This is a genomic window from Cupriavidus consociatus (assembly GCF_017814975.1).
GTDB classification, from domain to species: domain Bacteria; phylum Pseudomonadota; class Gammaproteobacteria; order Burkholderiales; family Burkholderiaceae; genus Cupriavidus; species Cupriavidus consociatus.
This window is the reverse complement of record NZ_JAGIQA010000011.1, coordinates 96,776-111,266: the sequence shown is the minus strand read 5'-3', so window position 1 is coordinate 111,266 and position 14,491 is coordinate 96,776. Positions and strand designations below refer to the sequence as shown.

The 14,491-nt window shown below is 66.6% G+C and carries 14 protein-coding genes and 1 pseudogene; 2 read left to right on the top strand and 13 right to left on the bottom strand.

Annotation, left to right across the window (positions count from 1 at the left end):
- Positions 1–11: 11 nt before the first annotated feature.
- From J8I82_RS16765 to J8I82_RS16735, 7 genes are all read right to left on the bottom strand, one after another.
- The gene (locus J8I82_RS16765) at positions 12–1,178 is read right to left on the bottom strand and encodes an acyl-CoA dehydrogenase family protein (protein WP_209759423.1); all 1,167 of its coding nucleotides are present in this window, start codon (positions 1,176–1,178) and stop codon (positions 12–14) included.
- On the bottom strand, positions 1,168–1,983 hold the full coding sequence (locus J8I82_RS16760; protein WP_209759421.1) for an enoyl-CoA hydratase family protein: 816 nt from the start codon (positions 1,981–1,983) through the stop codon (positions 1,168–1,170). The genes J8I82_RS16765 and J8I82_RS16760 overlap by 11 nt, the downstream gene beginning before the upstream one ends.
- Positions 1,984–2,191: 208 nt before the next feature.
- Entirely contained in the window at positions 2,192–3,271 is a 1,080-nt protein-coding gene (locus J8I82_RS16755; protein WP_209759419.1) for an NAD(P)H-dependent flavin oxidoreductase, read from the bottom strand.
- A complete protein-coding gene (locus J8I82_RS16750) occupies positions 3,268–4,158 on the bottom strand; it encodes an enoyl-CoA hydratase (RefSeq protein ID WP_209759418.1) in 891 nt (296 codons plus the stop codon). Before J8I82_RS16750 ends, J8I82_RS16755 begins: the two co-directional genes overlap by 4 nt.
- 7 nt (positions 4,159–4,165) lie before the next feature.
- Entirely contained in the window at positions 4,166–4,966 is an 801-nt protein-coding gene (locus tag J8I82_RS16745; protein WP_209759416.1) for a CoA-transferase subunit beta, read from the bottom strand.
- Positions 4,967–5,012: 46 nt separating this feature from the next.
- Positions 5,013–5,903: a CoA transferase subunit A gene (locus J8I82_RS16740; RefSeq protein ID WP_209759414.1), complete on the bottom strand. Its 891-nt coding sequence runs from the start codon at positions 5,901–5,903 to the stop codon at positions 5,013–5,015.
- Positions 5,904–5,908: 5 nt separating this feature from the next.
- Entirely contained in the window at positions 5,909–6,805 is an 897-nt protein-coding gene (locus J8I82_RS16735; RefSeq protein ID WP_209759412.1) for a VOC family protein, read from the bottom strand.
- Positions 6,806–7,055: 250 nt separating this feature from the next.
- On the opposite strand from J8I82_RS16735, the gene J8I82_RS16730 reads away from it, so the two are divergent.
- The gene (locus J8I82_RS16730) at positions 7,056–7,922 is read left to right on the top strand and encodes an SDR family NAD(P)-dependent oxidoreductase (RefSeq protein WP_209759410.1); all 867 of its coding nucleotides are present in this window, start codon (positions 7,056–7,058) and stop codon (positions 7,920–7,922) included.
- Here J8I82_RS16730 and J8I82_RS16725 read toward each other — a convergent pair.
- Complete coding sequence (locus J8I82_RS16725; protein WP_209759408.1) at positions 7,866–8,264, bottom strand: hypothetical protein; 399 nt, start codon at positions 8,262–8,264, stop codon at positions 7,866–7,868. The genes J8I82_RS16730 and J8I82_RS16725 overlap by 57 nt on opposite strands.
- Before the next feature lie 9 nt (positions 8,265–8,273).
- Here J8I82_RS16725 and J8I82_RS16720 point away from each other — a divergent pair.
- Positions 8,274–8,447 (top strand): annotated as a pseudogene (locus J8I82_RS16720) (type I glutamate--ammonia ligase); the annotation flags it as partial.
- A gap of 65 nt (positions 8,448–8,512) precedes the next feature.
- Here J8I82_RS16720 and J8I82_RS16715 read toward each other — a convergent pair.
- From J8I82_RS16715 to J8I82_RS16695, 5 genes are all read right to left on the bottom strand, one after another.
- On the bottom strand, positions 8,513–9,571 hold the full coding sequence (locus J8I82_RS16715) for a porin (protein ID WP_209759406.1): 1,059 nt from the start codon (positions 9,569–9,571) through the stop codon (positions 8,513–8,515).
- Between the two features lie 190 nt (positions 9,572–9,761).
- Positions 9,762–10,949 (bottom strand): MBL fold metallo-hydrolase, encoded by a 1,188-nt coding sequence (locus J8I82_RS16710; protein WP_245179830.1) that lies wholly within the window; start codon positions 10,947–10,949, stop codon positions 9,762–9,764.
- Positions 10,950–10,953: 4 nt separating this feature from the next.
- A complete protein-coding gene (locus J8I82_RS16705) occupies positions 10,954–12,375 on the bottom strand; it encodes an MFS transporter (RefSeq protein ID WP_209759404.1) in 1,422 nt (473 codons plus the stop codon).
- An 84-nt stretch (positions 12,376–12,459) separates the two neighbouring features.
- On the bottom strand, positions 12,460–13,617 hold the full coding sequence (locus tag J8I82_RS16700; protein WP_209759402.1) for an FAD-dependent monooxygenase: 1,158 nt from the start codon (positions 13,615–13,617) through the stop codon (positions 12,460–12,462).
- A 10-nt stretch (positions 13,618–13,627) separates the two neighbouring features.
- Positions 13,628–14,386, bottom strand: coding sequence for a maleate cis-trans isomerase family protein (locus tag J8I82_RS16695; protein ID WP_209759400.1), 759 nt, complete (start codon positions 14,384–14,386; stop codon positions 13,628–13,630).
- Between the last annotated feature and the right edge of the window lie 105 nt (positions 14,387–14,491).

Here is a 14,491-nt window from a genome sequence, read left to right as displayed (position 1 = left end):
CCCGGGTGCCGTCATGCGCGCGGCATGCCGAGCAGGCGCTCGGCGACGATGTTGCGCTGGATCTCGTTGGTGCCGGCATAGATCGGCCCGGCCTGCGAGAACAGGAAGCCATCCAGCCAGGGGCCGAGCGAACCCGGCGGCTGGCCCGCGGGCGCGACTTCTGCGGCCTGCCCCAGGATGGCCAGCGCGGTATCGTGCATATGGATGTCCAGCTCGGACCAGAACACCTTGTTCGTGCTCGATTCCGCGCCGATATGGCCGCCGCGCACCAGCCGGCTCGCGGTGGCGTAGGTGGACAGCGTGTAGGCCTCCGCGTCCATCCACGCGCGCAGCACCGCATCGCGCAGCGAGGGATCGCGGTCCGCCGCCTCGCGGTTGGCCTGGTACAGCCTCACCAGCGCGCGGGCGGTTTCCTGGAAGCGGGCCGGCGAACGCAGCATCAGGCCGCGCTCGAAGCCGGCGGTGGCCATGGCCACCTGCCAGCCGGCGCCTTCAGCGGCCAGGCGGTTTTCCAGCGGCACGCGCACGTCGTCGAAGAAGATCTCGGCAAAGCCGGTCTGGCCGTTGAGCTGCCGGATCGGTCGCACGGTGATGCCCGGCGTATCGAGCGGCACCAGCACGAAAGTCAGCCCGTGGTGGCGCGTCGAGGCCGGGTCGGTGCGGAACAGCCCGAACAGCCAGTCCGCCCATACCGCGCGCGTCGACCAGATCTTCTGGCCGTTGATCACATAGTCATCGCCGTCGCGGATCGCGCTGCAGCGGATCGCGGCCATGTCGGAGCCGGCGTTCGGCTCGGACCAGCCCTGCGCCCAGATATGCTCGCCCGAGGCCATGCGCGGCAGGAAGCGCGCCTTCTGCGCCGCGGTGCCGAACTCCATCAAGGTAGGCCCGAGCAGGAAGATGCCGTTCTGGTTGACGCGCATCGGCGCGCCGGCGCGCCAGTACTCTTCCTCGAAGATCAGCCACTCGATCAGGTCGCAGCCGCGCCCGCCCAGTTCGGCCGGCCACGTGACCATGCTCCAGCGGCCCTGGTTGAGCATGGCTTCCCAGGCACGGTGCTGGGCGAAGCCTGCCTCGGTGTCGAAGCTCGCCAGCGGCGTGCGCGGCACGTGCGCGGCCATCCAGTCGCGCACCTCGGCGCGGAAGGCGCGCTGGGCGTCGGTGTATTCAAGCTGCATCGCGCGCCCCCTCGTTCCCTGTGCCGGACCCGGCGAAGCTGGCCTCGCGCCCTTCGACGAAGGCCGCGCGCGCCTCGCCGGAATCGGCGCTCATGTAGGCCTGCAGCGTGAAGCCCTGTTCCCAGCGGTACTTGTCCTCCAGGTTGCCGTCTTCCACGCCGTTGAGCGCTTCCTTGGCGAGCTGCAGCATGGCCGGGCTCTTGGCGGCGATCTGGCGCGCCAGCGTCATGGCGGCATGGCGCAGTTCAGCATGCGGCACCACGCGCTCGACCGCGCCGAGCCGGTAGGCCTCAGTGGCATCGATCATGTCGCCGGTGAAGTACATCGCCCTGACCTTCTGCACACCGAACATGCGCTGCAGGTGCGCACCGCCGCCCATGGCGCCGCGGTCGATCTCCGGCACGCCAAAGCGCGCGCACTCGGACGCGACGATGATGTCGGCTGCCCCGCAGATGCCGATGCCGCCGCCCAGCACGAAGCCGTGCACTGCCACGATGACCGGCTTGGGGTTGCGGTGCACGGCGCGGAAGGTCGCGTAGTTGCCGGCATTGACCTCGACGATGCGCTCGGGGTGCGCGGACAGCTCCTTGATATCGACGCCCGCGCAAAACCCGCGGCCTTCGCCGCGCAGCACGATCACGCGCACGGCGGGATCGGTGCCGAGGCGGTCGATGGCGGCGGCCAGCGCCTGCCAGCCGGCGTTGTCGAGCGCGTTGACGGGCGGATGGTCGATCACCAGCTCGGCAATGCCGTCGGCGGTGTCGATGCGGAAGGGTTGATCGGTCGGTTGGTCGGTCGGTTGCATGGTTGATTGGCCTGTCATGTTTGTTTGTGGTTGGTTGGGCTTTGACGACTCGCTGCGCTGGAAGCGCCGGCCCTCACCCCCTGCCCCTCTCCCGCAGGCGGGAGAGGGGAGCAACGGCGCGACTGGCAATTGCCACATTCATTTCGAGTGCCCCTTGCGTTCTCCCTCTCCCGCTTGCGGGAGAGGGCCGGGGTGAGGGCCAGGCGCATCAACGAAGTGCGGCTTGCCGTGATGCCAGCGCCAGCAGCTGCGCTTGCGCCCGGGCGACCATGCCTTCCACGATCTGCTCGCAGGATTCAATGGCGCCGATCGCCGCGGCAGCCTGCCCGCTGGGCAGCACGCCTTCATCGGGACACCCCTCCACCATCGCGCGCTGGATCAGCACCGGCGCGTTGGCGGCCATCAAAGTCTGGGCGGCGCTGTAGTCCTGCGCGCGCATCGCGCGCCAGGCGGTCGCCAGCATCTGCGTGCTGCGCATGCCGGTGCGCGCCTGCCATTTGCGCGCGGCCGACAGCGCCAGCCAGGTGCGCCGCCACGGACCGGCCTTCTCCAGCTCCAGCAGCAGCGTGTTGTCGATCATCCGCTGCGGCAACCCGTCGATCGCCAGCGACACGCGGATGTGGGCCGGGTCACGCACCTTGACGTAGCGCTCCAGCGTCTGTGCCGGCACCGGCGATTCGGCCGACATCAGGAAGCGCGTGCCCATCGCTATGCCAGCCGCGCCGTAGGCCAGGGCCGCGGCCATCCCGCGGCCGTCGAAGAAGCCGCCCGCCGCCACCACCGGCACGCTGACGCTGTCCAGCACCTGCGGCAGCAGCAGCGTGGTGGGCGTGCCGCCGGTATGGCCGCCGCCCTCGCCGCCCTGCACGGTGACCACGTCCGCACCCATCTCCACGGCCTTGGCCGCGTGCTTGGCCGCCCCCACCGTCGGCATGCAGACCACGCCAGCCGCCTTGAGCCGGCCGACCATCTTCGCGTCCGGGCCGCGCCCGTAGCTGACGGCGCGCAGCCGGTGGCGGATTGCCATCTCGATGACTTCGTCCGCATTGGGCTGGAACATGTGGAAGTTGATGCCGAAGGGCCGGTCGCTGAGCGCCTTGACGCGCAAGATTTCCTGCTCGACCTCTCCGGGCGGAATGGTTGCGCCGGCCAGGAAGCCAAAGGCCCCGGCGTTGCCGCTGGCTGCGACCAGCTTCGCGTCCGCCACCCAGCCCATCGCCGTCTGGACGATGGGATAGCGACAGCCGAGCAAGTCGCACAACACGGTGTGCAGGCTCGCGTTGCTCATGCCTTGTCCTCGCTTCCGGTGCGTTGCGACGCCGCCATCGCGCGGGCGTCATAGCCGCCGAGCTTGTCGCCGCTGACCAGTTCGTTGTGCGCATGCGCGAAGTGGTGCCAGGCAAAGACCGCATCCATCGCGGTGCGCTTGCCCTGCAGGTCCTCCACATGGTTGACCGCCTGCTTGGTCAGCGTCAGGCCCAGCCGCGGCATTTGCGCGACCCTGGCGGCCATGCCGTAGACGGTGTCCACCAGCGCGTCGCGCGGCACCACGCGGTTGACCATGCCCATGCGCTCGGCACGCTCGGCGCCCATGCGCTCGCCCAGGAACAGGAATTCCTTGGCGATGCGCGGGTGCAGCTCGTAGGCATGCGCGAAGTACTCCACCCCCGGAATGCCCATGCGCACCACCGGATCGGCAAAGAAGGCATCGTCCGACGCCACGATCAGGTCGCACACCCACGCCAGCATCAGCCCGCCGGCGATGCAGGCGCCATGCACCATGGCAATGGTCGGCTTGGGCAGCTCGCGCCAGCGCCGGCACATGCCCAGATAGACCTCCTGCTCGCGTGCATAGAGGAGCTCGCCACCGGGCTTGTTGACGTGGTCGTACCAGAGCGAGGCGCGTTCGAACGACTCGTTGATATCGCGGCCCGGCGTGCCGATGTCGTGTCCGGCCGAGAAATGCTTGCCGGCACCGCGCAGCACGATTACCTTGACCGCGTCGTCCGCGGCGGCGCGCCGGTACGCTTCGTCCAGCGCATACGTCATCTTGGAGTTCTGCGCGTTGTGGAACTGCGGCCGGTTCATGGTCACGGTGGCGACGCCGTCCGTGACCTGGTATAGCACTTCGGCGTTCGGGCCCAGGCTGATGGGTTCGATGGCAGGCGATGTCATGTCAGTCTCACGCGCGTCCGGAAGGGTTGCCGCGCACGATCGTGGCGCGCAGGTTGTGCGGATCGAGCCGGGCAATCAGCCGCAGGTCTTCCGGCGTGGGTGCCGCCGTTTCCGGCAAGGCTTCGCCGGAAGCGTTCGCCAGCGCAAAGCCGGTCGCCGCCTGCACCTGCCCGAAGCTCACCCCGGGGTGCAGCGAGCGCACGCGGATGGCATGGTCGGGTCCGCCGAAATCCATCACGCACAGGTCCGTGACGATCACACGCAGATCGACGAAACTGCGCATGCCTTCGATCTGGCGCGCCGGGTTGTAGCCGGCGCTGCAGACCATATCGACTTCGCCGCCGACAAACGCGCGCGTGCTGTGCCCCGGCACGAAGAAGGAATTGGCATGGTGGATGCTGTTGCCCGGGAAACCGCGCGCGCCGAGCAGCTGCGTCTTGGGCTGCGCATGCGTGCCGCCCAGGCAGGAGATATTGGCCTGGCCGAAGCGGTCAATCTGCGTCGGCATCACCAGCGCGTGGCGGCGCCCGCCCCACAGGCAGTCGAACACGCGCGAATAGCCCATCCAGCCGCTGGCGCGAACCTTGTAGCCGGCCTCGCGCGGGCCCAGCGGCACCGGCGTTTCCACCAGGTAGGCCTCGCCGTCGGTCATCAGCAGCCCGGGGTTGTGCGCAAGCCGCGCCAGGCCGGCGGCGATACGCGGTCCGGTGCCGATGCCGGTTGCCAGCACTTCGCCGTCGTCGCTCCAGGCGCGGGCGGCGGCGGCGATCATCAGCTCGGCGCGGGTGAATTCATAAGTGGCGCTCACGGTCGCTCCTTGGTTGACGGGTGGAGTGGCGGGTAGGTTGGCGAAATCAAAGTACCGCCAGCGGCAGGTCGTGCACGTGGCCGAGGCCGCCGATGCGCTCCACGTACGCCGCCTCGCTGGCGCCCACCACCTCGTCGCGGTACTCGCCGAATCCGTTCTCGGCCTCGGCGCTGGCGCAGTACGCCTTCAGCGCCGGCAGGTCCCAGCCATAGGCGGGTGCGCAGGAAGTGGGATGGGCACCGGCGGGCGCGTGCACCACGCCCGTCACCAGCGAGCGTTCGAAGGGGTTGTTGCGGGCGTGCGGCAGGTCTTCTTCCTCGAGGCGAGGATGCAGCGTTTCGCAGCTCACATAGCAGTGCCGCGCGGCGCGGGCGAACCATTCATCGAAGAAGGGATCAGGGCCGTCGATGCGGGTGTTGCCGAGCACATCGCTCTCGTTCACATGCAGCAGCGCCGCGTCGAGCTCGATCGCCGGCATCGCCACCAGTACTTCGCCATCGGCATAGGGCGAGCGCACGGTCTTCAGCTGCGGGTTCTTCGCCAGCACGTCGGTGCCCAGCGACGCGCGCGTCGGCAGGAACGGCAGCCGCGCCGCCGCCGCGCGCAAGCCGAGCTGAAGCATGCCCTCGTCCAGTTCGGTTACCTCCAGCAGGCCACGCTCGCGTGCCTGGCGGAAATACGGTTCGAGCGGGATCACATCAAGCGAAACAAAGCCGAACACCAGCTGGCGCACCTTGCCGGCGGCGCACAGCATGCCGACCTCGGGGCCGCCATAGGCGACTACGGTCAGGTCCTTCAGCGGCGAGCGCAGGATCTCGCGCACCAGCGCCATCGGCTTGCGGCGCGGGCCCCAGCCGCCGATGCCGAGGGTCATGCCATCGGCGAGCTGGCCGACCACGTCGGCCGCGCTCATGGTCTTGTCGATTGTCTTGGTCATGGTGATTAGCGGTATCCGATGCTGAAGTCGTGTCCCCACAAGCTGACGCGCGTGGCTTCGTAGGCGGCGTGGTGGCCCCAGTCCACCACCAGGCCGCCGTGCCCGTACTCGAGGTCGAAGCCGCCGGGGGTCTTCATGTAGAAGGAAGTCATGCGGTCGTTGCAGTGCTGGCCCAGCGTGGCCGACAGCTTCACGCCATGCTGCTGCACGCGGTCGAGCGCGCGCCCCACCTCGGCCATGTCTGGCACTTCGGCCATCACGTGAATGCAGCCGGCTTCGGACGGCATCTCGAAGATCGCCAGGCTGTGGTGGCGGCCGTTGGCGCAGTGCAGGAAGTGGATGCGCTTCTCCGGCTCGTCGGGATCCCTGGTGAAGCGCACGCGGAAGATGTCGGACAGGCCGAAGCCCATCACGTCGCGCAGGAAGGCGTAGGTCTGGTCGAAGGCCGGTGCGGGCAGCACGGTATGGCCGGCGCCCATCGGGTCGGTGATGAAGCGCGGCACGCCGACCGGCGAGACAAAGCGCAGGAAGTCCGAGCGCATGCCCCATGAAATCTCGTGGCGGTTGCCCGACGGATCGGTGAACCACGCCATGGCCTGCACGCGGCGTTGCGCCAGTTCCGCGGCGCTGGCGTGCGCGACTTCGACATTGGCCTGCCGCAGCGTGTCGAGCGCGTGACGATAGGCCAGTTCGTCGGCCAGCTCCCATCCCGATGCGAGGTAGCGGTCGCGCGCGCCCGGCACCACCAGGTAGCGGTAGTCGCGCTCATCCATCTTCACGTAGAGCGCGCCGCCCGGGGCGCCGGAACAGGCCATGCCCAGCACCTGCCCGGCATAGTGCCGCCATTGCTCCAGGTCGGTGGACTCGACCACGATGTAGCCAAGCGCACGGATATCCAACATGCCGGTCTCCTCTGTTCGTTGCCACTGCTGGCTGATGAGACCTATTCTTCCGTGCGCTGCCACCCGGCACATCGTCCAGTGGGACTAGCCGATCCGGGGCCGGTTTCAGGCTGCCGACGGCCGTAGGAGGGGCCGCGTGGCGTGCCGCTTAGTCCGAACGAAGGATGTACCGGGGCGACGCCCGCCCCAAGCTGCGACGAGCGCGGGCCGCGCGAACGGCGCCCGCATTTCACTGATACAGGAGACAGACATGAAGCAGTCGGAACAGGCCATCGTCGCGGTCGTTACGGGCGGCTCTCGCGGCGCCGGCAAGGGCATCGCGCTGGCGCTTGGCGCCGCCGGCGCCACGGTGTACGTGACGGGGCGCACCGAGCAGGAAGGCAGCGCGCCGCTTCCCGGCACCATCCACGCCACGGCGCGCGCGATCGATGCACTGGGCGGGCGCGGCATCGCGGTCGCGTGCGACCATCGCGACGACGCGCACGTGGCGCGGCTGTTCGCGCAGGTGCGCGAGGAATCGGGGCGGATCGACATCCTGGTCAACAACGCCACCTTCCTGCACGATGAGCTCATCATGCCGGGGCCCTTCTGGCAGAAGCCGCTGGAGATGGCCCGGATTCTTGACGTTGGCCTGCGCTCCGGCTACGTGGCCAGCTGGCATGCGGCGCCGATGATGGCGGCGCGCGGGCAGGGGCTGATTGTGTTTACGTCTTCCTTCGGCGCCAATTGCTATATGCACGGGCCGGCTTATGGCGCGCAGAAGGCCGGCATCGACAAGTTCGCGCACGACATGGCGGTGGACCTGAGGCCGCATGGCGTGGCGGCGGTCTCGGTGTGGATGGGGCCGTTGCGTACCGCGCGCACGCAGCGCGTGTGGGAACAGCATCCCGACAAGTACGCATCGTTTGCGCCCCTGGCGGAGACGCCGGAGTTTACCGGGAAGGTCATTCATGCGCTGTATCGCGATCCCGGGCGGATGGAGAAATCGGGCCAGGTGCTGATTGCGGCGGAAGCGGCGCTGGATTACGGGATTGTCGATGCGGAAGGCGTGCAGCCGCCGTCATACCGGGAGGTGCTTGGTGGTCCGCCGGCGGTGCATCCGGCAATCGTGGAATAGCGCTTGAGGCAGCCATCCCCCCACGCATACGCTGCGCAAACGCATCGTTTGCGCGGGAAAATCCCAGATGCCGTCACCCAATCCGTGCACTTCCTTCTGCCGCTCGCTTGCCGCCAACGCCTTCCTGGCGGATGAAAGCGCGAGTCGGAGATAGCCGTCATCACAGGCTACGCGGGCCCTGGCGAGCTCCTGTTGCTCCCGCGGGCCGACCATTCCCACTTCCGCCTCGATGGCTCGCATACAGCGCTCGATCAGGTCAGCCACCTCTCGCTCACGGTTGATGTCCCCGCCAACAATTCGATCCAGGCAATCGCTGAGATCCCCCAAAAGATCGTCGTACATCACTGACGTTCCCTTGAAGAGTCGCTTTCCGCACTGGAATCCGACTCAGCGTTCCTGCGAAAGGGAGATGTTTTCACCGACGACCTGATCAGGACCTGGATCGACTACAAGCGCACGCGCGAGATTGATACCTTGAAGTTGCGGCCGCACCCGTGGGAGTTCCATCTCTACTTCGACATTTGACTTACCTGGGCACGAAGAATCTTTGCCCGATACCTCCGCATTGCGCTAGCCGACGCCCAATACAGTCAGAAGGCATGCCGCAAACCAATTACGGCGCCCACCTGATTTGCGCCCGCGACCACGGAGCCGTCATACCCATTCGCACTCAGCGCGGAGCCGCCCTTGTTCAGGGTGTACGATGCCGTCAGATAGACATCGGTTCGCTTCGAAAAGCGGTAGTCCGCAGACAGCACGATGGACATGGGATCCTTCGCCGAAGTGCGGTCGTTTGTCTTGTACACCGCCCCCGTCAGCGTCGCTCCTCCGCCCACGTTCCAGTTCGCGCCAAGCCAGAACAGATCGGTGCGGGTCATGGAGGCAAGGATTTGGCTGACAAGCCGACGGTAGCCCAAGTCGATTGTCACAGCTCCGATATTCCCGGCCACCGCCGCGACATAGCGACGCTCGGTCTTGCCGGCCGTTGCCACCGAATTGCCGTTCAACTGATCATAGACCGCACCGAAGCGGAGCGCGCCGGACCCGTAGGAGAAGCCGGCACTCACGTCGCGGCCGACGCGACTGTTACCGGGCACCTCTGATCCGTTCGCAACGGTCGCGTCAATACCAAAGCTGTACAAGGCAGAAGCCGTCAGCGCACCAAAGTTACCCGTGTACTTCACTGCGTTGTCCACTCGCCCTGCGAGCCAGGAATCGTGCGAATACGACGAGTACTTCGGGGCAAACAGCATCGGATCGAAAGGGATGATCAGGTCGAACGTCAGGTTGTGGTGTCGCCCCATCGTGACCTGCCCATACGGCGTATCGAGCCCGACATAGGCACGCCTGCCAAAGAGCCGCCCACCCCGGGCCGCCACGCCAGAATCGAGCACCATGCCACCTTCGAGCAGAAATACGCCCTTCAACCCGCCTCCAAGATCTTCCACGCCGCGCAGGCCCCAGCGGCTGCCGGCAATATTGCCCGATGTCATGCGAACCAGACTTGCGCCCTGCTTCGCCGCATCCGGCACGTGGTTCAGGTACTCGATTCCCGCATCGGCTACGCCGTAAAGCGTGACAGACGGCTGGGCGTGCGCTGGCGCGCCGGTCGCCAGCAGCGCGCCGGCGATGGCTAGGCTCCGTTTCATGTTCTCTCCTCATTCTTCCTGGATTGCGGCTGACAAGGGCCGCTGTCGCGCAGTCTTACGCTGCGCTGTTTTCGCGAAGCGTCGCGCGCCGACGACAGCAGGCCTGCTCCGTACCCGTCAAGGCTGATTCGTCGACGCCCGAGCCCATTGGCGATCTGATTCGCTGGGAGGCGGCTTGCGCGGCAATCCTCTAGCGCTCCTTGCCTGCAGAGACGGGCGAGCCTATGCCCAGCCACATGAGATCCTTGCCGACCACGACCCGGCCCGAATACCCTTCCTGCGCGCGGCGCCACCGGCTTTCGCTGGTATCGGCCGGCGCCAGGTGTGACAAGACGAGGGTCTTGACCCCGCTGGCCTGCGCGACTGCACCCACCGCCTCAACAGCGGTGTGGGCTTCGAGCAGGTGGCGCGCCTTGGCTTCCTGCGCCGTATTGCGTGGCTTGGGCAAGAATTCGTCGATCCAGTGCGTATCGATCACCTCATGCACCAGCACATCTGCCCCCTTGGCCAGGTGTATGAGGTTCCGGCTCGGACTGGTATCGCCCGAGAACACCACCGAACCGTCTGCCGTATCGAAGCGGAACGCGAACGACGGATACACCGGCGCGTGGCTGACCAGAATCGCAGTGACTTTCACCTTGTCGTCCTGGTAGACAGGAAAAGGCTGCATGTCCGGTGCGCCATCGCGGTTGGCATCCACTACCACGCCATTGGGTACCTTGATGTCTTCCACGGCGACGAGGGTATGGGGATCCGGCTTCTGGCTATCGCGAATGTTGTCGTTGATATCGTTGGCGAAAGCCTTGTAGATGGACTCGGTCATGGCCACCGTTCCGGGCGTGGGCTCCGCCGGGTGGATCACCGGGACATTCCTCCGGTCGGCGCCCGCCACTGGCACCAGCGAGCCCCGCGACCCGGGTCCGAACACCCGCACCGGCGTCTTGCGCGCCGCCAGTCCATCCGTGGTGCCGAAAAGGAACAGCGCCGGATAGTCGACGACATGATCCGCGTGCAGGTGCGTGATAAATGCCGCGCGCAGCGAGGCCAGCCCAGGCTTGGCAGGCATCTTCCCAAGCCCCGCCTGAAGGTAGCGCCGCAGCCAGCCTTCGCCGAAGTCAACCAGATACACGTCCCCGTCCACGACAAGCGCCGAGGAAATGCCCGCCAGGCTTGTTCCTCCGTAGGAGGTGCGGCCTCCAGCGGTGCCGAGCAAGACCAGGTTGGTGCGGAAGCCGGACGCGGGCGAGGCTGCCGCCACGTCCAGGGTAGCAGCGGCACTCGCCATGGCAGGCGCGAACGCCAGGAGCAAGTAGTGTACGAGCCGGACCAGCCAGCCTGGGCAGAACTCAGGAAACGTCATGTTCATGTTCTTGTCCATCGCCTTATTTGCGGAGTTGGGTTGCGGCTTCGACCTGGATGAGGTCCGTACGGATTTCAGGGCGCGGGGCATTTTGCGCAAACTGGACGCGTCCGGTCCGGTAGATACCGAATGCCGCCACCACAGCCGGAATTGCCAGGAGGAGATAAAGCGCCGCATTGCTCCAACCCGCCGACAACAGCCATGCGCCGCCGAGCGATCCAGCGATGGCGCCCACCCGTCCGATGCCTAGTGCCCATGCCACGCCCGTGGCGCGGCTTGAAGTCGGATAGAACGCCGAGGCCAGCACATTGGCGCAGACCTGTGATCCGCTGACGCAAAAGCCGGTGACGAAGATGGCTGCCGCCATCGCCATCGGCGCGCTCACGGAGGCCAGGCAGGCCACGGCGATCGCTCCCAGCGTGTAGGCGCCGGCAACCACGGAGTAGGCGTTGAACCTGTCCAGCAGTACGCCCAGCACGACGGCACCCGCCACGCCGCCCCCTTGCAGCAGCCCGGCGAGCATCGAAGCCTCCTTCAGCGAAAGCCCAGTGCGCTGGACCAGGATCGGCAGCCAGTTGATCAGGAGATATAGCAACAGCAGGCTGCAGAAGAACGCCAGCCAGAGCCACAGGGTCCCCTTCCGGTAACGCGACGCAAAGAGCTGGCTGACCGGGGAGCTGGGGCCGTCCGGCTCGTCGGTGACGTACCTTGCGTCGGCGGGAACCCTGCCGGCATCGATGCGCGACAGGATGGCGGCGATCCGCGCCTGCATGCCTTCGCGCGTGGCGAGATAGCGCACCGATTCGGGCAGCGCCACCGCCAGTACCGGCACCAGCACCAACGGTAGTGCACCGCCCAGTGCCAGCACGCCGCGCCAGCCGACATGTTCGATCAGGTATGCCGTCACCACGCCCCCAAGCGCGGAGCCGAGGGAGAATCCGCAGAACATCACCGTCAGCAGCATGCCACGGCGACGCGACGGGCTGAACTCGGCGGTTAGCGTGATGGCATTGGGCATGGCGCCGCCCAACCCAAGCCCGGTCAGAAACCGCAACGCGATCAGCCAGCCGATGCCAGGTGCCGCGGCAGAAGCCGCGCATGCGGCGCCGAACCACGCCACCGACAGGACCAGCACACGACGCCGGCCGATGCGATCGGCAAGAGGACCGCAAAGAAAGGCGCCGGTCATCAGCCCTAGCAGCCCGGCGGAGAACAGTGGCCCCAGCGCCACCATCGACAGCGACCATTCGCTGCGGATATGCGGGGCAAGGAAGCCAATGATGGCAATATCGAAGCCGTCCAGTGCGACGATCACAAAGCACAGTGCGATGATGCGTAATTGAAGGCCGGACAGGCGTGCCGCGTCGATAAACTCGCGTACGTTGACGGCGGCGCGCGCAGGGTTGCCGGCCACCGCACCGCGGGGGGCTGATGGGGAAGTCATGTTGTCTCCTGGAATGGTCACCGCACAGCCGCTATGCTGCGGCTTGGGCGGTAATGATCTGAGGGTTGCGCTATTTGCCGACGGCTATGCCGCGGCGGGAGCAGCGTTGGGCTGGTGATAGCCACCCGCTTCCACGCGGGCGATAAATTCCGGGTCTCGCTGGCGCAGGTCTTCATGTGTGACCCTGCCAGTGCGCAGCATGTAGTCGTAGGCGAACGCGACCGGATCGAGATGGATCTTGCTGTCTACCGATTCATACCAGTCGAGGCTGCGGCGGGCAGCGTCCTGGAACTTGACCGATGCATCGCGCCGGCTGCTCTCGAACGCCTGGAATGCCGCCGGTACGTCGTCGCGATGAGCACAGACGGCATCGCAGAGCGCAATCGCATCCTGCATCGCCATACGGGTGCCGGAGCCCAGCGAGAAATGCACGCTGCGCAGCGCATCACCCAGCAGAACCACCTTGCCGTGCGACCAGTGCTCGTTGCGCACCACGCTCGCCTGGAACCAGTTCGACCGATTCCCCAGCAGGGAGTGGCCACCCAGGTCTGCCGCGAACACCTGCTCGCAGAACGCGCGACTCTCCTCTTCGGTAGCGGTGTCGAGACCCGCGCGATGCCAGGTGTCCGGATCCACCTCCACCAGGAAGGTCGACAGCGCATCGCTGTACTGGTACGCGTGCGCGATGAACACCCCATACTCCGTCTCCCGGAAGATCAGCGAGACCGGGTGGAACAGTTGATGGGTACCGTACCAGGCGAACTTGTTGCGCCGCACGTCGAAGCTCGGCCCGAAATGCGCCGCCAGCCGCGTCCGTACCTCGCTGTTGACGCCGTCGGCCGCCACGATGATGTCGGCGTCCGGCAATTCGGCGGGGTCGCTCACGCGGCTGCCGTATCGAATTTCGACGCCGGCCTCGGCGCAGGCCTCCTGCAGCACGCGCAGGAGGTCGATGCGCGAGGTGCGCGAGAAGTGGTTGTTATGCAGCGGCACGCGCACCCCCTTGTGGGTGACCTCCATATAGTCGCAACGCTGGTGGTGCGCGGTGAACTTCCGGAAGAAGGCTTGGTCCGCTTCCTCCAGGAAGGACAGCGCGATGTCCGAAAACACCACGCCCCAGCCGTACGTGGCACCCGCCTCATTGCGCTCGTGCACGACGACATGATCCTCAGGATGCCGCTGCTTGAGCAGCAGCGAAAAGTACAGGCCGGCCGGCCCGCCTCCGATTACGACGACATTCATGGTGATCCTCTTACTTGCTGGCCGACGCAAGGAACGCGCCGGCGTTGGGGACGACGGGTCCCAGGCCAAGGTGTTCCAGCATCTGGCGGACCGTGCAGACGGCGGTCGATGCAACCGGCAGGCCGATGGCGTCCTGCGCTGCCTGGATCGCCGGCAGCGACGGCATCTGCACGCAGGCCGACAGCACCACGACGTCGGCGTTGGCGGTATTCAGGCGCTTGACGTCCTGCAGCAACTGCAGGGGATCGCGACGCCCGACCTCCAGGTTGTCAGGGATTTCGAACGACAGCGCGTCCAACACTTCAATCCCTTCATGCTCGATGTACTTGACCACCGCATCGGTCAGCGGCTTCATGTACGGTGCCATCAGCGCGATCCGGCGCGCGCCCATCGACTTTAGGCCCGCGACCAGCGCGCCCGCCGATGTCATCACCGGCGCGTCGCAATGGTTCTCGCGCGCCACGCGCAAGAGGTCTTGCTCCACCTGCCGGTGGTAGCCCGGGCCCATCGCCATGATGGCGACCAGGCAGGCCGTGCTCATCACGTCGACGCGCGCGTCCGCCAGTTCGGCGGCACAACGCAGGCCCTCATGGTTCATGGCTTCCAGTTCCTCTCGCACCACGCGATGCATGCGCATGCGGCTTGAGTGGAAGGTGAATCGCTCCGGCAGGATCCGCTCCCGCGCACGCAGCATCGCCGGGATCTCGGTTTCCATCGTCGTGTTGGAACTGGGCACGATCTGCCCGATACGGTAGGTACAACTGTTCATGCTGGTTGGCCTTGGTAGGATGGGTTGGCGAGTCGGTGCGCCTCGCAAGCGCGCCGATACTGTTCCAATGCGTTGCACAGCGCGGCGGGCACGTTGATCGCTTCG